General features: G+C 66.8%; 28 protein-coding genes. 21 read left to right on the forward strand and 7 right to left on the reverse strand.

Annotated elements, in window-relative coordinates:
* Nucleotides 1–62: 62 nt before the first annotated feature.
* Nucleotides 63–1,673 (reverse strand): S41 family peptidase, encoded by a 1,611-nt coding sequence (locus EV147_RS15825; RefSeq protein WP_130392159.1) that lies wholly within the window; start codon nt 1,671–1,673, stop codon nt 63–65.
* Nucleotides 1,674–1,884: 211 nt separating this feature from the next.
* Nucleotides 1,885–2,631: a 2,3-diphosphoglycerate-dependent phosphoglycerate mutase gene (gpmA, locus tag EV147_RS15830; protein WP_130392160.1), complete on the reverse strand. Its 747-nt coding sequence runs from the start codon at nt 2,629–2,631 to the stop codon at nt 1,885–1,887.
* 139 nt (nt 2,632–2,770) lie between these two features.
* On the opposite strand from gpmA, the gene EV147_RS15835 reads away from it, so the two are divergent.
* From EV147_RS15835 to EV147_RS15855, 5 genes are all read left to right on the forward strand, one after another.
* On the forward strand, nt 2,771–3,184 hold the full coding sequence (locus EV147_RS15835) for a rhodanese-like domain-containing protein (RefSeq protein ID WP_130392161.1): 414 nt from the start codon (nt 2,771–2,773) through the stop codon (nt 3,182–3,184).
* A 95-nt stretch (nt 3,185–3,279) separates the two neighbouring features.
* Complete coding sequence (gene grxC / locus EV147_RS15840) at nt 3,280–3,537, forward strand: glutaredoxin 3 (RefSeq protein ID WP_130392162.1); 258 nt, start codon at nt 3,280–3,282, stop codon at nt 3,535–3,537.
* Nucleotides 3,538–3,718: 181 nt separating this feature from the next.
* Complete coding sequence (gene secB, locus EV147_RS15845) at nt 3,719–4,240, forward strand: protein-export chaperone SecB (RefSeq protein ID WP_130392163.1); 522 nt, start codon at nt 3,719–3,721, stop codon at nt 4,238–4,240.
* 133 nt (nt 4,241–4,373) lie between these two features.
* Nucleotides 4,374–5,399, forward strand: coding sequence for an NAD(P)H-dependent glycerol-3-phosphate dehydrogenase (locus EV147_RS15850; protein ID WP_130392164.1), 1,026 nt, complete (start codon nt 4,374–4,376; stop codon nt 5,397–5,399).
* 105 nt (nt 5,400–5,504) lie between these two features.
* Nucleotides 5,505–6,485: a Bug family tripartite tricarboxylate transporter substrate binding protein gene (locus EV147_RS15855; RefSeq protein ID WP_130392234.1), complete on the forward strand. Its 981-nt coding sequence runs from the start codon at nt 5,505–5,507 to the stop codon at nt 6,483–6,485.
* Here EV147_RS15855 and trmL read toward each other — a convergent pair whose 3' ends face one another.
* Complete coding sequence (trmL, locus tag EV147_RS15860; protein ID WP_130392165.1) at nt 6,486–6,956, reverse strand: tRNA (uridine(34)/cytosine(34)/5-carboxymethylaminomethyluridine(34)-2'-O)-methyltransferase TrmL; 471 nt, start codon at nt 6,954–6,956, stop codon at nt 6,486–6,488. It lies immediately after the preceding gene.
* Between the two features lie 50 nt (nt 6,957–7,006).
* Nucleotides 7,007–7,888 (reverse strand): ComF family protein, encoded by an 882-nt coding sequence (locus EV147_RS15865; protein ID WP_130392166.1) that lies wholly within the window; start codon nt 7,886–7,888, stop codon nt 7,007–7,009.
* Here EV147_RS15865 and EV147_RS15870 point away from each other — a divergent pair.
* From EV147_RS15870 to EV147_RS15900, 8 genes are all read left to right on the forward strand, one after another.
* Nucleotides 7,877–8,815, forward strand: coding sequence for a methyltransferase domain-containing protein (locus EV147_RS15870; RefSeq protein WP_130392167.1), 939 nt, complete (start codon nt 7,877–7,879; stop codon nt 8,813–8,815). The genes EV147_RS15865 and EV147_RS15870 overlap by 12 nt on opposite strands.
* 260 nt (nt 8,816–9,075) lie before the next feature.
* A complete protein-coding gene (locus EV147_RS15875) occupies nt 9,076–9,639 on the forward strand; it encodes a DUF2244 domain-containing protein (protein WP_130392235.1) in 564 nt (187 codons plus the stop codon).
* An 11-nt stretch (nt 9,640–9,650) separates the two neighbouring features.
* Entirely contained in the window at nt 9,651–10,931 is a 1,281-nt protein-coding gene (coxB, locus tag EV147_RS15880) for a cytochrome c oxidase subunit II (RefSeq protein WP_130392168.1), read from the forward strand.
* A gap of 39 nt (nt 10,932–10,970) precedes the next feature.
* Nucleotides 10,971–12,617, forward strand: a complete 1,647-nt coding sequence (gene ctaD / locus EV147_RS15885) for a cytochrome c oxidase subunit I (RefSeq protein WP_130392169.1) — start codon at nt 10,971–10,973, stop codon at nt 12,615–12,617.
* Between the two features lie 67 nt (nt 12,618–12,684).
* Complete coding sequence (locus EV147_RS26115; RefSeq protein ID WP_198680264.1) at nt 12,685–12,831, forward strand: cytochrome oxidase small assembly protein; 147 nt, start codon at nt 12,685–12,687, stop codon at nt 12,829–12,831.
* A gap of 43 nt (nt 12,832–12,874) precedes the next feature.
* The gene (locus EV147_RS15890; RefSeq protein WP_130392170.1) at nt 12,875–13,468 is read left to right on the forward strand and encodes a cytochrome c oxidase assembly protein; all 594 of its coding nucleotides are present in this window, start codon (nt 12,875–12,877) and stop codon (nt 13,466–13,468) included.
* Between the two features lies 1 nt (nt 13,469).
* On the forward strand, nt 13,470–13,685 hold the full coding sequence (locus EV147_RS15895; protein ID WP_130392171.1) for a DUF2970 domain-containing protein: 216 nt from the start codon (nt 13,470–13,472) through the stop codon (nt 13,683–13,685).
* A gap of 110 nt (nt 13,686–13,795) precedes the next feature.
* The gene (locus EV147_RS15900; protein WP_130392172.1) at nt 13,796–14,656 is read left to right on the forward strand and encodes a cytochrome c oxidase subunit 3; all 861 of its coding nucleotides are present in this window, start codon (nt 13,796–13,798) and stop codon (nt 14,654–14,656) included.
* Between the two features lie 101 nt (nt 14,657–14,757).
* Here the strand turns inward: EV147_RS15900 and EV147_RS15905 are convergent, their stop codons facing one another.
* Nucleotides 14,758–14,967: a twin transmembrane helix small protein gene (locus EV147_RS15905; protein WP_130392173.1), complete on the reverse strand. Its 210-nt coding sequence runs from the start codon at nt 14,965–14,967 to the stop codon at nt 14,758–14,760.
* Between the two features lie 57 nt (nt 14,968–15,024).
* Between EV147_RS15905 and EV147_RS15910 the strand changes: the two genes are divergently transcribed.
* From EV147_RS15910 to EV147_RS15930, 5 genes are all read left to right on the forward strand, one after another.
* Nucleotides 15,025–15,810 carry an SURF1 family protein gene (locus tag EV147_RS15910; protein ID WP_235844763.1) on the forward strand — a complete coding sequence of 262 codons (786 nt, stop codon included), beginning with the start codon at nt 15,025–15,027 and terminating at the stop codon, nt 15,808–15,810.
* Nucleotides 15,807–16,475: an SCO family protein gene (locus EV147_RS15915; protein WP_130392175.1), complete on the forward strand. Its 669-nt coding sequence runs from the start codon at nt 15,807–15,809 to the stop codon at nt 16,473–16,475. Before EV147_RS15910 ends, EV147_RS15915 begins: the two co-directional genes overlap by 4 nt.
* Nucleotides 16,476–16,521: 46 nt before the next feature.
* The gene (locus EV147_RS15920; protein ID WP_130392176.1) at nt 16,522–17,625 is read left to right on the forward strand and encodes a COX15/CtaA family protein; all 1,104 of its coding nucleotides are present in this window, start codon (nt 16,522–16,524) and stop codon (nt 17,623–17,625) included.
* An 8-nt stretch (nt 17,626–17,633) separates the two neighbouring features.
* On the forward strand, nt 17,634–18,566 hold the full coding sequence (cyoE, locus tag EV147_RS15925; protein ID WP_407923241.1) for a heme o synthase: 933 nt from the start codon (nt 17,634–17,636) through the stop codon (nt 18,564–18,566).
* A gap of 94 nt (nt 18,567–18,660) precedes the next feature.
* A complete protein-coding gene (locus tag EV147_RS15930) occupies nt 18,661–19,260 on the forward strand; it encodes an SCO family protein (protein WP_130392177.1) in 600 nt (199 codons plus the stop codon).
* Between the two features lie 72 nt (nt 19,261–19,332).
* Here EV147_RS15930 and rpoH read toward each other — a convergent pair whose 3' ends face one another.
* Complete coding sequence (rpoH, locus tag EV147_RS15935; protein WP_130392178.1) at nt 19,333–20,268, reverse strand: RNA polymerase sigma factor RpoH; 936 nt, start codon at nt 20,266–20,268, stop codon at nt 19,333–19,335.
* Nucleotides 20,269–20,611: 343 nt separating this feature from the next.
* On the opposite strand from rpoH, the gene EV147_RS15940 reads away from it, so the two are divergent.
* A complete protein-coding gene (locus tag EV147_RS15940; protein ID WP_130392179.1) occupies nt 20,612–21,484 on the forward strand; it encodes a pirin family protein in 873 nt (290 codons plus the stop codon).
* An 18-nt stretch (nt 21,485–21,502) separates the two neighbouring features.
* Here the strand turns inward: EV147_RS15940 and ybiB are convergent, their stop codons facing one another.
* Nucleotides 21,503–22,486, reverse strand: a complete 984-nt coding sequence (gene ybiB, locus EV147_RS15945) for a DNA-binding protein YbiB (protein ID WP_130392180.1) — start codon at nt 22,484–22,486, stop codon at nt 21,503–21,505.
* A gap of 224 nt (nt 22,487–22,710) precedes the next feature.
* Between ybiB and EV147_RS15950 the strand changes: the two genes are divergently transcribed.
* Nucleotides 22,711–23,412: a fumarylacetoacetate hydrolase family protein gene (locus tag EV147_RS15950; protein WP_130392181.1), complete on the forward strand. Its 702-nt coding sequence runs from the start codon at nt 22,711–22,713 to the stop codon at nt 23,410–23,412.
* 7 nt (nt 23,413–23,419) lie between these two features.
* Nucleotides 23,420–24,064 (forward strand): maleylacetoacetate isomerase, encoded by a 645-nt coding sequence (maiA, locus tag EV147_RS15955; RefSeq protein ID WP_198680272.1) that lies wholly within the window; start codon nt 23,420–23,422, stop codon nt 24,062–24,064.
* Nucleotides 24,065–24,262: the final 198 nt, after the last annotated feature.

Genomic DNA, 24,262 nt, shown 5'->3' on the forward strand with positions numbered 1-24,262 from the left:
ATACCGGGGGCCGCGAGGTCTGGCAGGGAAGCGCACCACCAGTTGGTGGCGCGCCTCCGGGATCACTTCTTGCCGGTCGGCGTGCCCAGCGGCTGGCCGATCGGTGCACTGGCCGGCGGCTGGCTGGCCGGGGCGGCAGGCTTCGATGCCGGGGCCGGCTTGGCCGCGGGCTTGGTGGCCTTGCCGTCCTGCTTTTCTTCCTTCGTGTCGGGCTTGCCGGCCGTACCGGTCGCTTCCAGGCGCGACTTCGAACGCTGCACCGGCTTGCCGTCGAGTTGCGCGATGGCCTGCTGGAGCATGAAGTCCTCGGCCGAGCCAAACTCCACCGGCTTCTTCTTGCGGTCCTTTTCGCGTTCCTCCGGCGTCTTCTTCGAGTTTTCTTCCTCAAGGCGGCGCAGTTCGTCCACGCGGCGGCGTTCGCGCTCGTTCATTTCCGGCTCTTCCGACTCCTGCTTGTTGTGCAGGTGGCGCTCGGTGTCGATCTCGCGCGTGATCAGCGCGTCGTCCGGATCGCCTTCGGGGTTCTGGTCGACCGGGATGTCCGGGCGGATGCCCTTGGCCTGGATCGACTTGCCCGACGGCGTGTAGTAGTACGCGATGGTCAGCTTGATGCCGGTGTCGTTGGTCAGCGGGCGCACGGTCTGCACCGAGCCCTTGCCGAACGTGGTCTTGCCCATGATCAGGGCGCGCTTGTGGTCCTGCAGCGCGCCGGCCACGATTTCCGAGGCGGAGGCCGAGTAGGCGTTGGTCAGCACGATCATCGGCAGCTTCTTGAACTGCGGCGGCAGGTCCTTGAGCGGATCGTCCTCGAGCGACGACAGGCGGTAGTTGTTGAACGTGGCCTTGTAGACGCGCTTGGCGTCAGGCACCTGCCCGTTGGTCGACACCACCGTGGCATCGTCCGGCAGGAACGCCGCGGCCACGCCGACCGCGCCCTGCAGCACGCCGCCGCCGTTGTTGCGCAGGTCGAGGATGATGCCCTTCAGGTTCGGGTTCTTCTCGGCCATTTCCTTGAGGCGGCGGCCGAGGTCGGCCACGGTGCGCTCCTGGAAGCTGGTCAGGCGCACCCAGCCGATGGTGTTGTTGTCGAGCATCTTGGTCTTGACCGACTGCACGCGGATCTCGGCGCGCGTGATCGAGACCGGGAACGTGCGTTCCTCGCTCTTGCGATAGATGGTCAGCGTGACCTTGGTGCCCGGCTCGCCGCGCATGCGCTTGACCGCCTGTTCCAGCGGCAGGCCGCGTACGGGCTTGTCGTCGATGCGGGTGATCAGGTCGCCCGGCTGGATGCCGGCGCGGAACGCGGGGGTGTCCTCGATCGGGTTGATGACCTTGACCAGGCCCTCTTCCTGCGAAATCTCGATGCCCAGGCCGGCGAAGCGGCCGCGCGTGCCCTCCTGCAGCTCCTTGAAATCCTTCTCGTCGAGGTAGGCCGAGTGCGGGTCGAGGCTGGCGACCATGCCCTTGATGGCTTCGGTCAGCAGCTTCTTGTCATCGACGGGCTCCACGTACTCGCGCTTGATCTGTCCGAAAATGTCGGACATCAGGCGCAACTGGTCGAGCGGCAGCGGCCCGGAAGAATTCTGGGCGGTGGCCGAAATCTGCAGCGTGGCCAGCACGCCGGCAACGACGCCGACCGAGACGAGGCTTATGTTCTTGAGCGTCTTTCGCATGAGGGCTGCCTGAACGTGTGAGGATTGTGCAAGGGGCAATTCCGCGCCGGGCCGGGGGCGTGCGGCGCGAAGTTGACCGACAGTATAAGAGCGTGCGCAGAAAAAGGCCTGCGGGCCACCCGACCCCGGGTGGGAGCGGCCACACAGGGCCGCGGGCCACGCCTACCCGGAGGCGGTCCGGGCGGGCGCGGCGCGGCCGGTAACGGCGGTATCAGCGCGCCTTGCCCTGGTTGGCCACGGCGGCCAGCGACGCGGCGATGGCGTCCTGGTCGCCCAGGTAGTAGTGGCGCAGGGGGCGCAGGTCGGCGTCCAGCTCGTACACGAGCGGCGTGCCGTTGGGAATGTTGAGGCCGACGATGTCGTCATCCGAAATCTGATCGAGGTATTTCACCAGCGCGCGGATGCTGTTGCCATGGGCGGCAATCACCACGCGCTTGCCCGCTTTGATGTCCGGAGCAATGGATTCGTTCCACAGCGGCATCACGCGGGCCACGGTGTCCTTCAGGCATTCGGTCAGCGGGATCTGCTCGCGCGGCACATTGGCGTAGCGCGGATCGTCGAACGAGGCGCGCTCGTCAGTGGCTTCCAGCGCGGGCGGCGGGGTGTCGTAGCTGCGGCGCCACACCAGCACCTGGTCGTCGCCGTACTGCCTGGCGGTTTCCGCCTTGTTCAGGCCCGACAGCGCGCCGTAGTGACGCTCGTTGAGGCGCCACTCGTTGTGCACCGGAATCCACATCTGGTCCATTTCGTCCTGCACGTGCCACAGCGTGCGGATGGCGCGCTTGAGCACCGACGTGTAGGCCACGTCGAACGCGAAACCAGCCTCCTTGAGCAGTTTGCCGCCCTGTTTGGCCTGGGCCACGCCGGTATCGGTCAGGTCGACGTCGACCCAGCCCGTGAAGCGGTTTTCGAGATTCCAGGTGGATTCACCGTGGCGGATGAGAACGAGCTTGTACATGCTGCTTCCAGGGTAGTGAGGTAACCTGCGGCGCCAGCCGGGCGCGTGGAGTGCCGGGAAGGCGACCCCGCAAATATCGGCGCTGGCGCGAAACCGCGTATTTTATAATGCCGCCGACCCAACCCAACGGAATGCCAACGTGAATTTCTTCGCCGATTACAACAACCTGGCCCTGATCGCGATCGCCGTGGTCTCGGGCGGCCTGCTGGCCTGGCCGCAAATCAAGGCCGGGACGGGCGGCAAGCGCGTCAATACGGCTGCCGCCACGCAGCTGATCAACCGTCGCAACGCGGTGGTCGTGGACATCCGCGACGCCGCCGATTTCGCAAAGGGCCACCTGCCGCAGGCCAAGAGCGCGCCACTTGCCGACCTGCCGGGCCGCGCCGCCAGCCTTGCAAAGGACAAGGCGACCCCCATCATCGTGATCTGCCAGACCGGCCAGCGCTCGGGCAAGGCCCAAGCAGCGTTGAAGGAAGCCGGTTACAGTGAGGTCTACGCGCTGGAGGGCGGCCAGGCCGCCTGGCAGCAGGCCGGCCTGCCGGTCATCAAGTAAGCCCCATTTTTCGAAAAGCAGTCGCGGCGCGGTATCTGCCCGGGGTGCCCCGGGCGGTCCGCGCCGTTATTTTTTGTCATACAAGGAGATCCCGCATGGCCCGCGTCGTCATGTACAGCACGGTAGTGTGCCCCTACTGCCAGATGGCCGAGCGTCTGCTCAGGCAGCGCGGCGTCGACGAGATCGAGAAGATCCTGATCGACCGCGAACCGGGCCGCCGCGAGGAGATGATGACCCGCACCGGCCGCCGCACCGTGCCGCAGATCTATATCGACGAGACCCACGTGGGCGGCTTCGACGATCTGTCGGCGCTCGACCGCCAGGGCGGGCTCGTGCCGCTGCTGGCCGCCTGAGCCTGGCGCACGCCGGGCGCCGGACGGCGGCAGATCAAGAGACGATTCTGATTCTGCCGCCGGTCGGTGAATTCGCCATCGGCGTCATGTACCATATGCGCTTTCCAACCGCCCGCCGGGGGCCTGACCGCCGGCAGCGTATGGCGCAGCGCGCCCAAACCGATCCATCCGGAAGCCTTTCATGAGCGACCAGCAACAAGCCACCCAGCAGGACGACCAGCCTTTCTTCAACATCCAGCGCGTGTACCTGAAGGACATGTCGCTCGAGCAGCCGAACTCGCCGGGGATCTTCCTCGAATCGGAAGCGCCGTCCGTCGAGGTGCAGGTCAACGTGGGTGCCGCCCAACTGCAGGAAGGCATCTTCGAGGTCGTGGTCACGGGAACCGTGACGACCAAGGTGCAGGACAAGGTCGCCTTCCTCGTGGAAGCGCACCAGGCCGGCATCTTCGACATCCGCAACGTGCCGGTGGAGCAGCTTGACCCGCTGCTGGGCATCGCCTGCCCGACCATCCTCTATCCGTACCTGCGCGGCAACATCGCCGACATCATCACGCGTGCGGGCTTCCAGGCCATCCACCTGTCGGAAATCAACTTCCAGGCGCTGTACGAGCAACGCCTGCAGGCCGCGATGGAAGAAGCGCAAGGCGGTGCCGAGGCCGGCGCGGGCATCGTGCTGCCGGACGGCAGCCAGGCGCGCCACTGATACGGCGCACGATCCGGACGGCGTCCGGATACCGGCAAACGGGGCTTCGGCCCCGTTTTGCATTGTCTGGCGGCCACGGGCGGTCATACTGTCGCCATTGAAGCGCCTCCCTGGCAAAACTCGCGGAACAGCCATGAAAATCACAGTACTCGGCGCCGGCGCCTGGGGCACCGCCCTGGCCAGCCATGCCGCCGCCGATGCGCGCCACGACGTGGTGCTCTGGGGCCGCGACGCGGACCAGCTTGCCGCCATTGCCGCTACCGGCAGCAACGCGGCCTATCTTCCGGGCGTCGCGCTGTCGGCGCGGCTGGCCTGCGAACCCGATTTCGGGCGCGCAGTGGACCACGCGCTGGCCGATGCCGCGGGCCTGCTGATCGTCGCCACGCCGGTCTCGGGCCTGCGTGAGATGACGCGGCGGCTGGCCGCGCGGCGCAAGGGTCCGCTGGCGATGCTCTGGCTCTGCAAGGGCTTCGAATCGGATACCCATGCGCTGCCGCACCAGATGGTGCGCGAGGAGCTGGACGCGCTGGGCGTGGCGCCGGGCGAGATCGACTACGGCGTGCTGACCGGCCCGAGCTTCGCGCGCGAAGTGGCGCAGGGTTTGCCGTGCGCGCTGACCGTGGCCGGCACCGACCACGCGCTGGCCGACCGCGCGCAGGCGGCCTTCCACCATCACGCGATGCGGATCTATGGCAGCGATGACCTGACCGGTGTCGAGGTGGGCGGCGCCGTCAAGAACGTGCTGGCGATTGCTACCGGCGCGAGCGATGGACTGGGACTGGGCCTGAACGCCCGGGCGGCGATGGTGACGCGCGGGCTCGCCGAAATGACGCGCCTCGGCCTGGCACTCGGCGGCCGCATGGAAACGTTCATGGGGCTGGCGGGGATGGGCGACCTGATCCTGACGGCCACCGGTGACCTGTCGCGCAACCGCAAGGTCGGGCAGCAACTGGCAGCCGGCAAGACCCTCGACCAGATTCTCCAGGACCTGGGCCACGTGGCCGAAGGCGTGCGCTGCGCGCAGGCCGTGGCGGCGCTGGCCGGGCGCCTGGGCGTGGAGATGCCGATCACGCGGGCCGTGTGTGCCGTGCTGTTCGATGGGTTGCCTGTGGCGGATGCCGTTGCGCGGTTGTTGCAGCGGGATGCGCGGGATGAGTGAACTTGCCGCACCGTTTTTGTTGAACCGCCGGCCCTCTCCCCCGCCCCTCTCCCGCGATGCGGGAGAGGGGCCGGGGGAGAGGGCAAGCGCATCCACTTCGTGAACATGCCAACCCGCCGCCAATCCCTCCAAGCGCTGCTTGCCACCGCAGCCGCCGTCACCTTTCCCGCCCTCGCCAACGACACCTGGCCCGCGCGTCCGATCCGCATGATCGTGCCGTTTCCGCCCGGTTCGTCGCCCGACCTGATCGCGCGCATCGTGACGGAAAAGCTGGCGCAGGTACTGGGCCAGCCGGTGGTGATCGAGAACCGGCCCGGTGCCGGTGGCAACATCGGCACGGGCCTGGTCGCCAAGGCCGCGCCAGATGGCTACACGCTGCTGTTCACGATCAACGGGCCGCTGGTGACGGCGCCCTCGCTGTACCGCAACCTCAGCTACGACCCGATGAAGCAGTTGGCGCCGGTGACGCTGGTGGCCACGTCGCCCAATGTGCTGGTGGTCGACGCCCGCTTGCCGGTGCATAACCTGCGCGAGTTCGTGGCGCTGGCCAAATCGAAGCCCGGCGCGCTGAACTATGGGTCGGTGGGCAACGGCAGCGCCGCCCATCTGGCGATGGAGCAGCTGAAGGCCATGGCGGGCATCGACCTGGAGCACGTGCCGTACCCCGGCTTTCCGCAGATCACCACGGCCATCGTCGGCGGCCAGATCCAGGCGGGCTTCATGGTGCCGGCCATTGCCATGCCGATGGTCAACGCGGGCAAGCTGCGGCTGCTGGCCGTGACGACGACCGGGCGCACAGCGCTGCTGCCGGCAGTGCCCACGGTGGCGGAATCGGGCTATCCGGGCTTCGAGGCGATCTCGTGGCAGGCGATCCTGGCGCCGGCGGGCACGCCAGCGTCCATCGTCGACCGGCTGTACCGGGAACTGGTCAAGATCATCGGCAGCGAGGATGTGCGCGAGCGCATGCGGGCGCAGTATTTCTCGCCGGCCGGCACGGCGCCGGCATCGCTGCGGCAGATGATGGCGCTGGAGAAGGCGCGCTGGGAGCGCGTGATCCGCGCGGCGGGCGTCAGGCCCGAGAACTGATCAGGCCCCGCCGGCGTAGCCGTGCTGGCGCCAGGCCTCGAAAACCACCACGGCCACCGTGTTGGAGAGGTTCAGGCTGCGGTTGTCGGGGCGCATCGGCAGGCGGATGCGCTGCGCGGCCGGAAACCACTCGCGCCGCTCGGGCGCCAGGCCGCGCGTCTCGGAGCCGAACACGAACCAGTCGCCGGGCTGGAACTGCATCTGCGCGAACGGCGTGGAGCCGTGGGTGGTCAGCGCGAACATCCGCGTGGGATCGGGCTGCTCGGCGGCCATCAGCGCGTCCCAGCTGTCGTGGACCCGCATCGGCGCGAACTCGTGGTAGTCGAGCCCGGCGCGGCGCATGCGCGCATCTTCCAGCGGGAATCCCAGCGGTTTGACCAGATGCAGCTGCGCGCCGGTGTTGGCGCACAGACGGATCACATTGCCGGTGTTCGGCGGGATTTCGGGTTCGACCAGGACGACGTTGAACATGGCAGGGACTCGGGAAACGGGGCGCAGCTTACCGCGTCACGGGGCGGGTGTCACGGCGTGCGCAAGGCAACGATGGCGGTGACCCGGACTGCGCCGTGCGCCTTGAGCACCCGGGCGGCCTCGCGCAGCGTGGCACCGGTGGTCATCACATCGTCGACCAGCCCCACGTGCGCGCCGGCCACGGAAAGATCGCTGATCAACGAAAAAGCGTCGCGCAGGTTGGCGTGGCGGGCGGCCAGGTCGAGCGCGCGCTGGCTGGGCGTGTCGCGCTGGCGGCACAGCAGCGTGGCCGAACTGCCGATGCCGAGCCGCCGCGCCAGCGGCCGCGCGATCTCCCAGGCCTGGTTGAAGCCGCGTTCTGCCAGGCGGTGCGGAGCCAGCGGGATTGGCAGCAGCAGGTCGGGCAGGGTACTGGCACGTCGTGCGGCGGCCGTGTGAGCGGCCATTTGCGCGGTCATTTCGGCGGCCATTTGCGCGGCCATTTGCGCGGCGATCCAGCCGGCGGCGGGCAGCCGGGCACCGAACTTGAGCCCCAGGATCAGTCGGTCGAACGGGCTGGCGTAGTCGCCCAGGGTCAGCGTGGCGTCGATCGGGTCGTCGTCGGCGCAGGTGCCGCACAGGCCCGTGCTTCCCGGCATGGCGCAGCGGGGGCAGCGCGGGCGGTGTGGGCTGGGCCGGAGCAGGGCGGTGGCGCACCGGGCGCAGACCACGTCGCGCTGGAGATCGCCGCAGACCAGGCAGGCCGAGGGCAGCAGCGCGGGCCAGAGCCGCGCCGCCCGGGCGAGGGTGCGCCGGGCAGTATCCCAGGCGGGCGCGTATACTTCGGGTCCTGCCCGGCCGCGTTGCGCGGCCGCGCTCCCCGAAGGTGCGGCGCTTTGCTGCGCCGCCCGCCGATCCGTTTTTCGCTGCCCTGTCCGTCCGTGTCCCTGCATGCCACCGATTCCCCCGATGCCTGGTTGCCGCCCGCGCGGCTGACCCGGCTTGCCTTCGACCGCCGCAGCCCGCGCTTCGGCCAGCTCGATTTCCTGCTTGGCGAGATCGGCCAGCGCATGCAGGAGCGGATGGAGGTGGTCAAGCTGCAGCCGCGCCGCGCGCTCGATATCGGCTGCGGCCACGGCCAGGGGCTGGCGGGTCTGCGTGCACGCTTTCCCGATGCGCAGATCGCCGGTCTCGACATCTCCGGCGCCATGCTGCAACAGGCCGGGCAGCGCGATCCGCAGCGCCGGCCCGGATGGATCGGCCGCCTGCTCGGCAAGCGCCCGATGTTCGATCTGGTGCAGGGCGATCTTGCCACATTGCCGTTCGGCGCCGCCAGCTTCGACCTGCTCTGGTCCAACCTGGCGCTGCACTGGCACCCCGAGCCGCACCGGGTCATGCCCGAGTGGCACCGCGTGACGGCCGACGACGGACTGGTGATGTTCTCGCTGTTCGGCCCCGACACGCTGCGGGAGCTGCGTGCGGCGTTCGCGGACGTCGATCTCGACGCGCACACGCTGCGCTTCGTCGACATGCACGACATTGGCGACATGCTGGTGCACAGCGGCTGGTCCACGCCGGTGATGGACATGGAGACGCTGACCGTCACCTACGAATCGCCCGAGAAACTGCTGCAGGAGGTGCAGGCGTTCGGCGGCCTGCGCCAGCCCGGCGCCCGGGGTCTGCGGGGCCGGCGCTGGCATCGCGCGGTGCTGGCCGCGCTCGACCGGCAGCGCAACGCCGATGGCGTCATACCGCTGACATTCGAGATTGTCTATGGCCATGCGTGGAAATTGCCGCCGCGTGGCAAACAGGCCACGGACGATCAGGGCCACGCCATCGTGCCGATCGACAGGATTGGCCGCTCCCCGCGCCCGCGCTGACGCCCACGCCAGCGCGGTTGCCCGACAATCGGGCCGCATCGTTTGTGTTGCCTATCGGCCCGTGTGGTGCCATGCACAAAAATGCGCACGAGGCAAGCACTTCGGTCAAATCCTAAGTTGTTCAGGTATGCGAAGGGTCATATAATGGGCCGGTTTGTCGCAGTGGTCCCCTGGCACAAGAACGCTACCGGAAGGCACTTCGCACGTGCTCCTGTGGCGCCTTTCGTCCCGGGTGTGCATCCGATGCAGAGTGGTTGGCGATGCAAGACTTGGGTATCGCATTCCAGACGGCAGTAGGTGACTCCGGCGGAAATCTCGACGGACGCACCCCCTTGCCGAGCAACTGGCTGATGAAGCGGAACTGCTCGCTCTCTCCCCGCCAGGTTGCCTGGTTCTACTTCTCCATCGCATGTTTCTCGATTGCCGTCGCGGGCTTTGTTGCCGTGTGGCATGGGGCCTGGCTCGTGCTGCCGTTTGCGGGCCTGGAGCTGCTGGGGCTGGGGATTGCCCTGCTGGCGTATGCGCGCCATGCGACGGATTATGAACGCGTGTGTGTAACCGACGGCATGCTGGTCGTGGAGACAGCCAGCGCCAGCCGGATCACGCGGGAAGTCTTCAATCCACACTGGGTGCGGATTGAACTGGGTGAATCGTTCCGGGCGCTGGTGGTTCTGCGGTCGGACAAGCGCACCGTGCGGGTGGGGTCGTATCTGGACCCGTATCGGCGGCGCAAGTTCGCGCAGGAACTCGCGGCGGCCTTGCATTGCATCCGTTCCGGATGCGGCGCGGGGCAGGGCGGGGACAGATTTGAATCTGCAGATTAGGTAGATAAACAATGAAAATGTGGAAGAAGGCATCCGCAGCATGTCTGGCGGGGGCATCCCTGCTTGTCAGCCAGGCGGCCTCCGCGGTCAGCGACATGCCGGGCGGCCCCGCCGTACGGCAGCTGAACCTGACCGAACCCGTTACAAAGATCGCCGAACAGATTCACTGGCTGAACTGGATGATGCTGATCATCTGCACGGTGATCTTCATCGCCGTGTTCGGCGTCATGTTCTATTCCATCTTCAAGCACCGGAAGAGCAAGGGCGCCAAGTCGGCCTCGTTCCATGAAAGCATCACGGTGGAAGTGGTCTGGACCATCGTGCCGTTCCTGATCGTGATCGCTATGGCGCTGCCGGCCACCAAGACCGTGGTGGCCATGAAGGACACCACCAACTCGGACATCACGATCAAGGCCACCGGCTACCAGTGGAAGTGGGGGTACGACTACCTCAAGGGGCCGGGCGAGGGCATCTCGTTCGTGTCCACGCTGACCACGCCGCGCGAGCAGATCAACAACCAGCAGGAAAAGTCGAACACCTACCTGATGGAGGTGGACAACGAGCTGGTGGTGCCGGTCAACAAGAAGATCCGCATCGTCACCACGGCCAACGACGTGATCCATGCCTGGATGATCCCGGCCTTCGGCGTCAAGCAGGATGCCATCCCGGGCTTCGTGCGCGACACGTGGTTCCGTGCCGAGAAGACCGGCGTGTACCGGGGCCAGTGCGCAGAATTGTGCGGTAAAGAGCACGCGTTCATGCCGATCGTGGTGCGCGTGGTCTCGGATGCCGAGTACACGAAGTGGGTCGACGAACGCAAGACGGCCATGGCGGCCGCGGCCGACGATCCCAACAAGACCTGGACGATGGACGAGATCAAGGTGCGCGGCGAGAAGGTGTACGCCGCCAACTGCGCCGTCTGCCACCAGCCCAACGGCAAGGGCGCCGGCGCGTTCCCGGCGCTGGACGGCTCCAAGGTCGTGACCGGTCCGAAGGCCGGCCAGATGCACATCCTGCTCGAAGGCAAGGCGGGCATGCCGTCCTGGAAGCAACTGTCCGATACCGAACTGGCGGCCGTGATGACCTACACGCGCAATGCCTGGAGCAACAAGACCGGCGAAGTGATCCAGCCGGCGGACTTCGTGAACGCCCGTGCGGGCAAGTTCCCGGAAGGCGGCGGTGCCCAAGCCGGCGCCGGCGAGGCGGCACCTCAGGCACCCAAAGCCGCTGCCCAGCCTTCCGAGTCCAAAGACAAGCAGGCCAGCCTCGCGGGCAACCGCGTCGCAGGCTGACCCGCGGCTGCCCCGCATTCAGGAACTGGAGTCATTGCGATGAGTACCGTTACCCCGGAGACACTGGGTCATCCGCACGACCACGCGCACGATCACGGCCATGGCCATGGTGTGGGCCACGACCACGATCATGACCACGCGCACGATCACCCGCACGGCTGGCGCCGGTGGCTGTTTGCCACCAACCACAAGGACATCGGCACGCTGTACCTGCTGTTCTCGTTCACGATGCTGCTGTCCGGCGGCGCGCTGGCGCTGCTGATCCGCCTGGAGCTGTTCGAGCCGGGCCTGCAGTTCTTCCGCCCCGAGCTGTTCAACCAGTTCACCACGATGCACGGCCTGATCATGGTGTTCGGCGCGATCATGCCGGCCTTCGTGGGCTTTGCGAACTGGATGATCCCGCTGCAGATCGGCGCCTCGGACATGGCGTTCGCGCGCATGAACAACTTCAGCTTCTGGCTGATGCCGCCGGCCGCGCTGCTGCTGGTGGGCTCGTTCTTCGTGCCGGGCGGCGCCACCGCCGCGGGCTGGACGCTCTACGCGCCGCTCTCGGTGCAGATGGGCCCGGGCATGGACATGGCCATCTTCGCCATGCACATCATGGGCGCGTCGTCGATCATGGGCTCGATCAACATCATCGTGACCATCCTCAACATGCGCGCCCCCGGCATGACGCTGATGAAGATGCCGATGTTCTGCTGGACGTGGCTGATCACCGCCTACCTGCTGATCGCCGTGATGCCGGTGCTGGCCGGCGCCATCACGATGGTGCTGACCGACCGCCACTTCGGCACGAGCTTCTTCTCGGCGGCCGGCGGCGGTGATCCGGTGATGTACCAGCACATCTTCTGGTTCTTCGGGCACCCCGAGGTCTACATCATGATCCTGCCCGCGTTCGGCATCGTGTCGCACGTGGTGCCGGCCTTCGCGCGCAAGCGGCTGTTCGGCTACAGCTCGATGGTGTACGCCACGGCGTCGATCGCCATCCTGTCGTTCATCGTCTGGGCGCACCACATGTTCACGACGGGCATGCCGGTCACGGGCCAGCTGTTCTTCATGTACGCCACGATGCTGATCGCGGTGCCCACGGCCGTGAAGATCTTCAACTGGATTGCCACGATGTGGCGCGGCTCGATGACGTTCGAGACGCCCATGCTGTTCGCCATCGGCTTCATCTTCGTGTTCACGATTGGCGGCTTCACGGGCCTGATGCCGGCCGTGGCGCCGATCGACATCCAGCTCCAGGACACGTACTTCATCGTGGCCCACTTCCACTACGTGCTGGTGGCGGGCTCGCTGTTCGCGCTGTTTGCCGGCTTCTACTACTGGGGGCCGAAGTGGAGCGGGTTCATGTATGACGAAATGCGCGGCAAGATCCACTTCTGGGGCTCGCTGATCTTCTTCAACGTGACCTTCTTCCCGATGCACTTCCTGGGCCTGGCCGGCATGCCGCGCCGCTATGCGGACTACCCGACGCAGTTCACGGACTTCAACGCCGTGGCTTCGCTGGGCGCGCTGGGCTTCGGGCTGATGCAGGTGTACTTCTTCTTTGCCGTGGTGCTGCCGTCGTACCGTGGTGGCGAACCCGCCGGCGACAAGCCGTGGGATGGCGCCGAGGGCCTGGAGTGGACCGTGCCGTCGCCGGCCCCGTTCCACACCTTCGAAGTGCCGCCGCAGGTCAAGTAATCGCTGTTTTACGAAGTTGTCGACAAGGGCCGGATGCCCCGCGCATCCGGCCCACGGAATCCGAATCATGCAGACCCCAGCAAAAAGCCCGTCGCACACGGAAAGACAAGCCAGCCAGAAAGCCGCGAACCGGCGCCTGGGCCTGATCCTGTTGTCGATCGTGGCGGTCTTCTTCCTGGGGTTCTTCGCCAAGATGATCCTGCTTGGCGGCTGAACCGCTCCAAATTAAAGAAAATATGAGATAGCAGGAGACAACGGTGGACGCGCAGGACAAGGCCCTCGAAAAGCGTTTCAACCGCGGCATGCTGATGCGGCTGCTGGTGCTGGTCACGCTCATGTTCGGCTTTGGCTACGCGCTGGTGCCGCTGTACAAGGCGATCTGCGACATCACCGGGTTGAACGTGGTCACCACGCGCGACCTGCACGGCGCCGGATCGCTGAAGAACACGCAGGTCGACAAGACCCGCACGATTACCGTGGAATTCGATTCCAACGCGCGCGGCCCGTTTGCGTTCCGGCCGGTGCGGCACTCGATGGAAGTGCACCCGGGCGAGCTGACGACGATCGTCTACGAGGTGGCGAACGGCCAGGCGCGCGATATCTCGGCGCAGGCCATCCCGAGCTATGCGCCCAAGCAGGCGACCGAGTATTTCCGCAAGGTGGAGTGCTTCTGCTTCAAGCAGCAGACGCTGAAGGCGAACGAGGCGCGCGAGATGCCGGTGGTCTTCGTGATCGATCCGAAGCTGCCGAAGGATGTGAAGAACATCACGCTGTCGTACACGTTCTTCGAGGTGGGCACGCCGGTGGCACAGGCCCCGGCCGAGCCGGCCGCCGGACAGAAGGGAAGCTGAGATGCCGGGCAACGATCCAGTCAATCGCAAGCTGTCCTTCGGGCAGACCATCCGCGCGGTGCTGTGGTCGTTCATCGGGCTGCGCAAGGGGTCGGAGCACGAGTCGGACATGGCGCGGCTCAACCCCGTGCACGTGATCATTGCCGGGCTGATGGCGGCGGCGGCGTTCGTGGCGATCCTGATCGTCATCGTGAACATCGTGGTCAGCCAGGCGTAGCAGGAAGAAAGCAGGGCAGCAGATACAAAGCGAGCACGCCCGCCGGCAGCCTTCCGGGGCCGGCAGGGCGGAAAACCATGACATCGAGACTTTGAGCTGGAGATAGAAGAATGAGTGCGAATCGCGCAAACGCCCCGTACTACTTCGTGCCGGGCCCGTCGCGCCACCCGATCACGGCGGCCTTCGGCCTGCTGCTGACCGGCGCGGGCGCCGCCGGCTGGGTCAACGGGCAGCCGTGGGCGCCGTACGTTTGCGGCTTCGGGCTGATCTGGTTCCTGTTCGTGCTCAAGAGCTGGTTCGGCGACGCCATCGGCGAATCCGAGGGCGGGCTGTACGGCAAGAACATCGACGTGTCGTTCCGCTGGTCGATGGGCTGGTTCATCTTCTCCGAGGTGATGTTCTTCGCGGCGTTCTTCGGCGCGCTGTTCTACGCCCGCACCATCGCCATGCCGTGGCTGGGCGACCTGAACAACAAGATCATCTGGCCCGATTTTGCCGCCGTCTGGCCCAACACCGGCCCGGCCGGCACGGTCGAGGCGTTCCGCACCATGGGTCCGTGGCCGATCCCGACGATCAACACGGCGCTGCTGCTGACCTCGGGCGTGACGCTGACCTGGGCGCACCACGCGCTGCTGGCCGGCAAGCGCAACCAGGTGATCCAGGGCCTGGTGCTGACGGTGCTGCTGGGTGCGATCTTCATGGGCCTGCAGGCGTACGAGTACATCCATGCCTACCGCGATCTGAACCTGAAGCTGACCTCGGGCGTGTATGGCTCGACGTTCTTCCTGCTGACCGGCTTCCACGGCTTCCACGTGACGATGGGCGCGATCATGCTGGCCGTGGTGCTGGGCCGCGTGCTCAAGGGCCACTTCACGCCGGACCACCACTTTGCGTTCGAAGGCGCCGCCTGGTACTGGCACTTCGTTGACGTGGTGTGGCTGGGCCTCTACGTGGTGGTGTACTGGCTGTAAGCAAGGCCGCCCCCGGGCGGCTTGCCGTACCAATACGAAGCGCCGCGAGGGCCAGGGGCCCGGCGGCGCTTTTGTCTTGGCAGGCTGGCGAGGTTGCCCGCTCAGGGCGACATCTGGATGCCGGTGCTGTGGATCCAGCCCATCCAGTTGGCGAACAGGATGAACAAGAACAGCGCCACCGAGAAACCGACGCGCAGCATCAGCGAGCGCATCATGTTGGGCGTGCGGCCCCGGTCGCGCATCATGAAGAACAGCGCGGAGGCCAGGCTGCCGATGATCAGGATGAAGGCGACGATGATGACGAAGCGCATGTGGGGGCCTGTTCTGCGGAGCGCCCATTATCGCACCGTGGCCGGGCGGGGAAACCCGTGACGACCCGCACGCCGCGCACGCTCTGGCGCTCGCCGGGCCCGCTGCCGGTGGTGGCCGCGCTGGTGGTGATCGCCGTGACGGCCGTGCTCGGCAACTGGCAGCTGAACCGCGCGCACGAGAAGATCGGCCGCGCCGAACGGCTGGCCGCGCTGGCGGCCCAGCCGCCGGTGGACCTGGCCACCGTGCCCGCCGCGGAGGCCGCGCAGCTCGCCGAGCGCCGCGTGCGCGCCCGGGGCACCTTCGACGCCGACCGTACCGTGCTGCTGGACAACCGGCCACACGGCAACGGCACCGACAGCCGCGCCGGCTTTCTGGTGCTGACGCCGCTGCGCATGCCCGATGGCGCCGCCGTGCTGGTGCTGCGCGGCTGGCTGGCGCGCGACGCGCAGGACCGCGCCCGCATCGCCCCGTTTCCAACACCGGCCGGGGAGGTGACGGTGGCCGGCACGGCGCTGGCCACCTTGCCGCGCGTCTACAGCCTGGGCCAGGACCCGGCGGCCGAGGCCGGGCAGAAGATCCGTCAGAATGTCGACCTGGCCGCGTTCGCGCGGGAGACCGGCATGCCGCTGCTGCCCGTGGTGCTGGAGCAGACGACCGACACCGGCGACGGGCTGGCGCGCGACTGGGCGCCGGCCGATCTGGGCGCCGACCGCCACTACGGCTATGCCGCGCAGTGGTTCGGCCTGTCGGCGCTGACCCTCGCGCTGCTGGCCATCCTGGGCTGGCGCCGGGCACGTAACGAATACCGCGCCGGACCCCAGGCAAACCTGAACGAACGATGACCGTACAAACCTCGCCCATGCCGCAGCAAGATCCCTCGGCCACGCCCCGGCCCCCCGCCGACGCCCGCATCGACGCCCGCACGCGCCGGGGCCGCCTGCAGATGCTCATGCTGCTGCTGGTATGCGCCTCGCCCGTGCTGTTCTCGTATTTCACCTATTACGTGATCAAGCCCGAAGGCGGCAGCACCAACTATGGCGCGCTGGTCGACCCCCAGCGGCCCATGCCGGCCGCCACGCTGACCGACGAGCGCGGCCAGCCCATGCCGCTGGCGTCGCTGCGCGGCAAGTGGGTGATGCTGATGACCGACCCCTCGGCCTGCGGCGAAGCCTGCGCGCGCAAGCTGTTCACGATGCGCCAGATCCGGGCCGGGCAGGGCGAGAACCGCGAGCGCATCGTGCCGGTCTGGCTGGTCCAGGACGGCGGCCAGGTGGACGAACGGCTGGTGGCGGCCTACAACGAACCCTATGCCGGCGTGCGTTTCCTGCGCATGGACCGCGCCGCCATCGCACAATGGCTGCCGGCACGCGACGGCGGCCGTATCGAGGACACGATTTTCCTGGTGGACCCGCTTGGTAACCTGATGATGCGCTGGCCCGCCGATCCGGACCCGGCCAAGGTCAGCAGCGACCTCAAGAAGCTGCTCAAGTACTCGCGTATCGGATAATGGGCGGTTGTTAAGCTTTTTACGATTTCCAATCGGTTGTATCGCCATGCTGCTCCAGCTCGCCATCATTGGCATCCTGATCGCCCTGCTGCCGCTGTCCTACGTGATGGTGCGCGGCAGCCGTGACAAGTACCGCAAGCTCGTGTGGATCACGGCGTTCCTGACGCTCGACCTCATCATGTTTGGCAGCTTCACCCGGCTGACCGATTCCGGGCTGGGTTGCCCGGACTGGCCCGGCTGCTATGGCCACTCCAACCCGCACGCGGCCATGGAGCCGATCCGGGCTGCCGAAACCGCGCTGCCGAGCGGCCCGGTCACGCTCATGAAGGCGTGGATCGAAATGATCCATCGTTATTTCGCCATGGCGGTGGGCGTGCTGATCATCTCGCTGATGGTGCTGGCGTGGGTCAGGCGGCGCGAACTGCGCCAATCGCCATGGTTCGCCACCGGCGTCTTCGTACTGGTCTGCGTGCAGGGGCTGTTCGGCGCGCTGACCGTGACGATGAAGCTCCAGCCCATCATCGTGGTCACGCACCTGATGCTGGCCATGCTGCTGCTGGCGTCGCTGATCTGGCTCGGCTCGCGCAACGATCCGCCGCATCCGGTGGCGCCGCAGGCCGCCGCGCTGCGCTGGGCCGGCGTGCTGGGCGTGGCGCTGCTGGTGATCCAGATCTTCCTCGGCGGATGGGTGAGCACCAACTACGCGGTGCTGGCCTGTACCGATTTTCCGCTCTGCAACGGCCAACTGGTGCCCGAGATGGACTTCCGGCACGGCTTCACGCTGTGGCGCCAGCTCGGCATGACGGCCGATGGCGACTACATCCCGCACGCGGCGCTGGTGGCCATCCACTGGGTGCATCGCGGCTTCGCGTTCGTGGTGCTGGGCTACCTGCTCTGGTTCGGGCTGCGGGCCAGCCGGCTGGAAGGACTGGCGCGCCATGGCCGGTGGCTGCTGGTGGTATTGGCGCTGCAACTGGCCACGGGTCTGTCGAACATCGTGTTCGACTGGCCGCTCGGCGCGGCGGTGGCCCATAACGGCGGCGCGGCCCTGCTTCTGATGCTGTTGCTCCGTCTCAACTACAATATCGGCCTCGCGACCCGCACCGCCGGCGCCGCCGCTCAATCCCGGATTGCCGCGCGCGCCACATGAAGGACAAGATGCCCCCCGCCGTCTCCGCCACCGCCGCCCACCCCCGATCACCGGTGGGCCGATTCGTCCACCTGGCCCGCCAGTACGCCGCGCTGACCAAGCCGCGCGTGACGCAGCTGGCCGTGTTCTGCGCCGTGATCGGCATGTTCCTGGCCACGCCGGGCATGGTGCCGTGGCCGGTGCTGATCGGCGGCGCGGCCGGCATCTGGCTGCTCGCGGGTGCTGCATTCGCCATCAACTGCCTGGTCGAGCAGAAAATCGACGCGCGCATGCGCCGCACGGCCTGGCGCCCCTCGGCCACGGGCGAGATCACCACGGTCCAGACTCTGATCTTCTCGGCCGTGCTGGGCGGCGCGGGCATGTACCTGCTGCACGTCTTCGCCAACGACCTGACGATGTGGCTGACGTTTGCCACGTTCCTGGGCTACGCGGTCATCTACACGATCCTGTTGAAGCCAGCCACGCCGCAGAACATCGTGATCGGCGGGCTGTCGGGCGCCATGCCGCCCGCACTGGGCTGGGCCGCCGTGGCGGGTACCGTGCCGGCCGAGGGCTGGTTCCTGGTGCTGATCATCTTCACGTGGACGCCACCGCACTTTTGGGCGCTCGCGCTCTATCGCCGGGCCGACTACGAGAAATCGGGCCTGCCCATGCTGCCGATCACCCATGGCGAGCGCTACACGCTGCTCCACATCCTGCTCTACACGCTGGTCATGATCGCCGCCACGCTGCTGCCGTTTGTCTACGGCATGAGCGGCTACATCTATCTGGCTGCCGCGCTCGCGCTGGGGCTGGTGTTCCTGGGCTACGCCTGGAAGCTGTTCCGCAACTACTCGGACCAGCTCGCGCAGAAGACCTTCCGCTATTCGATCCTGTACCTCTCGCTGCTGTTCGCGGCGCTGCTGGTGGATCACTACTTCAAGTTCGTGCCGCAGGTCTGATGCCCCGCCTGCGGCATCTTGCCGCGCCCGGAAGCCATGGCCGATGTGATCGGCGATACTTTCGGGTCTCTCCCTGATCCCATCAGACTGCCGCATGCCGACTCTCGCTTCGTTCCGCCGCCTCTGCCTGCTCGCGCTGTGCACCGTGTTTCTTGCCGGGTGCGGCCAGCCGAAGCCTTCGTTCAAGAACGTCGATATCTCGGGCGCCTCGGGCTTCGGCAAGGATTTCGCACTGCTGGACCCCGCCGGCAAGACCCGCACGATGGCCGACTTCAAGGGCAAGGTGGTGCTGATGTTCTTCGGCTACACGCACTGCCCGGACGTCTGCCCGACCACGATGGTCGAGCTCAAGCAGGTCATGGAGCAAATGGGCCCCGACGCCGACAAGGTGCAGGTGCTGTTCATCACCGTGGACCCCGAGCGCGACACCGCCCAGCTGATGGGCCAGTACGTGCCGGCGTTCGACAAGCGCTTCCTGGGGCTGCGCCCGGCCGACGAGGCCGCGCTCAAGAAGGTGGCGCAGGACTTCAAGGTCTACTACGCCAAGGTGCCGGGTACGTCACCGCTGAACTACACGATGGACCATTCGGCCGGCAGCTACGTGTTCGACCAGAACGGCCAGCTGCGCCTGTTCATCCGCCACGGGCAGGGTCCGGAGCCGATCGCGCATGACCTCAAGGCGCTGATGTCCTGAGCGTTTTCGCCGGGGCAGCAAACAAAAAGGCCGGTCAGTTGACCGGCCTTTCGACTTGCGGGGGGCGCAGGATCAGGCAAAAGCCGCCAGCGCACCCTTCATCTTCTTCATCGCCGCCGATTCGATCTGGCGGATGCGCTCGGCCGACACGCCGAACTCGTCTGCCAGCTCGTGCAGCGTGGCGCCGCCCGAACCGTCGTCGTTCACGTCGAGCCAGCGCGCCTCGATGATGCGGCGGCTGCGCGGATCCAGCTTGGTCAGGGCTTCTTCCAGGCCCTCGACCTGCAGGCGATCCTGGCGCTTGGCTTCCAGCACCTTGGTCGGCTCGTTGTGGTTGTCCGCAAGGTAGGCGATCGGGGCGAATTCCTCCTCGCCATCGTCAACCTGGCCTTCCAGCGCCAGGTCGCCGCCCGCCATGCGGGTTTCCATCTCCATCACTTCCTCGGGCTTGACGTTGAGCTCGCGCGCAACGGCTTCCACCTGTTCGGGCGTGAAGGTGTGCAGGCCGGTCTTGTGGCTGCGCAGGTTGAAGAACAGCTTGCGCTGGGCCTTGGTGGTGGCCACCTTGACCATGCGCCAGTTCTTCAGCACGTATTCGTGGATTTCCGCCTTGATCCAGTGCATCGCGTACGACACCAGCCGCACGCCCTGCTCGGGGTCGTAGCGCTTCACGGCCTTCATCAGGCCGATGTTGCCTTCCTGGATCAGGTCCGCGTGGGGCAGGCCATAACCCAGGTACTGGCGGGCGATGGACACCACCAGGCGCAGGTGCGACATCACCATGCGACGCGCGGCATCGACGGATTCGTTGTCGCGCAGGTCGCGCGCCAGCCGAAGCTCTTCCTCGGGGGTGAGCATCGGAATACGGTGGACCGCCTGGATATAGCTATCCAGGTTGCCCAGCGTGCCCGGGAACGTCAGCGCGAAAGCGTTCGCGGCAGCGTTCTGGGGCGCCGTCGGCAGACGGCGGGAAACTTGGTTTTGATCGGCAGACAGGACTGCGTTCACTTTGACTCCTTTCGCATCCGGCGGCAGGTTGCCGGTGTGTCCCGATGGGACACCGCATTGCAACGCATCTTAGCACTCGAACCGGGTGAGTGCTAATTTGAGGGCTTACACCAATGATAGTTCCTGGCGATCGAAAACTCTTTTCGAATAGGCACTGGGGATTGCCACAATGCCTGTTGAAACCGCGCCAGGCAACGGTTCCAGCCGGTCCTTGCCGTCGACAGGATTGTTAGAGGGCGGAAAAGTCCATCGGTTTCCTACGAATTCGGGGCAAATTTGGGATGGTCTATTGCAGGATTCGCTACACTGGAAGTTGTCTTCCAGCCCCATTTCGGAGCCCCACATGTCCGCTATCGAACACTTGCTGAAACCCCACGTGCGGGACATCGGCGAGTTCACCGTCCGCCGCCTGCTGCCGGCCGCCACCACGCAAACCGTCGGACCGTTCATCTTCTTCGATCACATGGGGCCCGTGGAGATGGCGCCCGGGCAGGGCATGGATGTGCGCCCGCATCCACATATCGGGTTGGCCACGGTCACCTATCTGTTCGAGGGCGAGATCATGCACCGCGACAGCCTGGGCAGCGAGCAGGTGATCCGCCCCGGCGACGTGAACTGGATGACGGCCGGACGAGGCATTGCGCACTCCGAGCGCTCGCCCGACGCCGCCCGCGAAGCTGGCCCGCGCCTGCACGGCATCCAGACCTGGGTGGCGCTGCCGAAGGCCCACGAGGCCGATGCGCCGTCGTTCCACCACCATCCCGGCGCCACGCTGCCCAAGCTCGAACTGCCGGGCGTGCGCATGACCGTGATTGCGGGCGATGCCTTCGGCGCCGAGTCGCCGGTGCGCGTCTACAGCCGCACGTTGTACGTGGCGATCGAGATGGAGGCGGGCGCCACGCTCGTGATTCCGCCCGAGCACGTGCAGCGCGGCATCTATCCGGTGGAAGGCAATGTGGAACTGGATGGCGAGACGCTGCCGGCCGAGCATCTGGTGACGCTGACGCCGGGCGAGCCGGTGTCGGTCACGGCCACGATCCCGTCGCGGCTGATGCTGTTGGGCGGCGATCCGACCGATGGCCGGCGCTTCATCTTCTGGAACTTCGTCGCCAGCAGCAAGGAAGCGATCGAGGAAGCCAGCCAGCGCTGGGAGAACGACCAGTTCCCGCGCGTGCCGGGCGAGACCGAGCGGATTCCGCTGCCGGCGCGCCGATAGCCGGCAGCGGCGCGGACCTCAGACCGGGCTGGCCCAGGCCACCCGGGTTGCCTGCTTCAGGCAATCCCTGATCGTCTGCACCTGCGTGGCGAGCGGGGCCGGCACAGGCGCCGCGCCGTCCAGCACCCGGCGAATCCACGCGGCGGTAGCGGCCACATCGGTGCCCGGCGGCAGTTCGGGCACCTCGCCGATCGAGCCGCCCACCGGGTCGACCATGGTCCGCTGATGCCCGTCGTGGAGCCAGTCGATGCGCGTGCTGCGCCGCGCGTCGGCCACCACTTCGCCCTCGGTGCCGCGTCCCAGCAGCACGTTGGCGGGCTCGTGCGAGAAATAATCGGTCAGCGTCTCGCGGTATTCCGGATGGGTGTAGCTGTAGAGCCGCAGCGCCTCGGCCGGCGTGTGCTGGCCCACCGGCTGCAGCATCTTGACGATGGTGTGCGACGAATTGCGCAGGCCGATGATGGGGCGCTTGTCGAGCAGCGTCGACAGCGCCGGCGAGAGGACGTCGATCGGCAGCACGGCCAGCGGGTTGGCCGGCGCCGCCAGTTGATCCTGCGCAGCCTGGGTGGTGGCGCACAGCGGCACGCCCAGGGCCTCGAACAGCGCCAGGCTGGTGACCCGCCCGTCGAACTCGCGCACGCCATGCACCAGCGTGGGCACGCCATCGCGCGCCAGCAGCAGGGCCAGCAGCGGCACGAGGTTTGGTTGCTTGCGCGCGCCGTTGTAGCTGGGGATCACCACCACGGGTTTGTCGGCGGGCGCCGCCAGCGGCTGGCAGTGCGCGTGGGCGGCTTCAAGCATGCCGGCCAGCTCGTGCGGCGCCTCGCCCTTGATGCGGTAGGCCATCAGCACGGCGCCCAGCTCGATATCGGACACGCGCCCGGCCAGCATGGCGTCGAACAGGGCCTGGGCGTCTTCGCGCGGCAGGGCGCGGGCGCCGTTGACGCCGCGGCCGATCTCCTTGATATAGCGGGCGGCCGAAAATGCGGAAGCAGAAGTCATGATGACTGCGGGATGTGTGGGGAGTTGGCGTTCATGATAGCCCACGATTCCCGCCGCCGAGCATGCCGTGGCCGCCACCTGCCGGGCCCGCGCAACGCACCGGCGGCGTGCTGCCCCGCCTTGGGTGTATGCTTTCTCCCTGCCGTGCCGAGGCCACATTGGCCGTGTCCACCGAATGCGCCGGCGCGGCGTTCCATCACAAGAGAGACAAGCTGGAGATCTGGATGACCGAGTTCGTATTTGCCCCGCAAGCCCCGGTGGGCGTCCCCGTGCGCGGCAGCAACGCAAGCTTCCCCGTGCGCCGCGTGTATTGCGTGGGCCGCAACTATGCCGCGCACGCACGCGAGATGGGCTCGGACCCCGACCGCGAGCCGCCGTTCTTCTTCTGCAAGCCATCGGACGCGGTCAGCTACGTGGCCGACGACACCGAAGGCACGTTCCCGTACCCGCCGGGCACCGGCAACTGCCACTATGAGGTGGAACTGGTGGTTGCCATCGGCAAGGGCGGCAAGGACATCAGCGTCGAGCAGGCCGCCAGCCATGTCTACGGCTACGCCATCGGCCTGGACATGACCCGCCGCGACCTGCAGAACGAATCGAAGAAGACCGGCCGCCCCTGGGAGACCGGCAAGGCGTTCGACAAGTCGGCCCCGATCGGCCCGATCGTGCCGGTTTCGGCCATCGGCCATCCGGAGAAGGGCGAGGTCACGCTGGCCGTGAACGGCGCCGAGAAGCAGCGCGGCGACCTCTCGGACCTGATCTGGTCCGTGCCCGAAATGGTTTCGTACCTGTCGAAGCTGTTCGAACTGCAGCCCGGCGACCTGATCTACAGCGGCACGCCCGAAGGCGTGGGCCCCGTGGTCAAGGGCGACGTCATGCACGGCCATATCGCGGGCGTGGGCGACCTGACCATCAAGGTGGTCTGAGGCCATGCTGGAGCTATATAGCTACTTCCGCAGCTCGGCCTCGTTCCGCGTGCGCATCGCCCTGAACCTCAAGGGCCTGCCGTACGACTACAAGGGCGTGCATCTGCTCAAGGAAGGCGGCATGCAGCTCAAGCCCGAGTACCGCGCGCTCAACGCCGACGGCGTGGTGCCCACGCTCGTGGTCGACGGCCGCCCGCTGATCCAGTCGATGGCGATCATCGAGTACCTCGACGAAACCCATCCGACGCCGCCGCTGCTGCCGAAAGACCCGCTCGACCGCGCCGTGGTGCGCGGCCTGGCCCAGGAAATCGCCTGCGAGATCCATCCGCTCAACAACCTGCGCGTGCTGAAATACCTCAAGCACGAACTGGGCGTGACGGAAGCAGCCAAGGACGCCTGGTACCGCCACTGGATCGAACAGGGCTTCGCCTCGCTGGAAACCAACCTTGCGCAACTCGGCCAGGCCAGCCGCTACGCGTTTGGCGATTCTCCTACGCTGATCGACCTCTGCCTGGTGCCCCAGGTGTTCAACTCGCAACGGTTCAACGTGGACCTGACGCCTTTCCCGATGATCGCCCGGGTGCATGCGGCGTGCATGGAGCTCGAAGCGTTCCAGAAGGCGGCGCCGGGGGTGCAGCCGGATAGCGAGTAGCGGTTTTTAAGGTTTTTATGGTTGATTTGAAGCCCGACGAGATGTCGGGCTTTTTTTTGTCCTCGCGCGATCGCGCAAGTTTGCGATGGGTTGGACCGATGTGGGATGTGGAGGCGATCTTGCAATTCGCACCCTCTCAGGCAACGTAACGCGAGGTAGGCAGGCCCGGTTCACATTGCGCTGACGCCATCCCGGCAC

Source organism: Cupriavidus agavae (genome assembly GCF_004217045.1).
GTDB classification, from domain to species: Bacteria; Pseudomonadota; Gammaproteobacteria; order Burkholderiales; family Burkholderiaceae; genus Cupriavidus; species Cupriavidus agavae.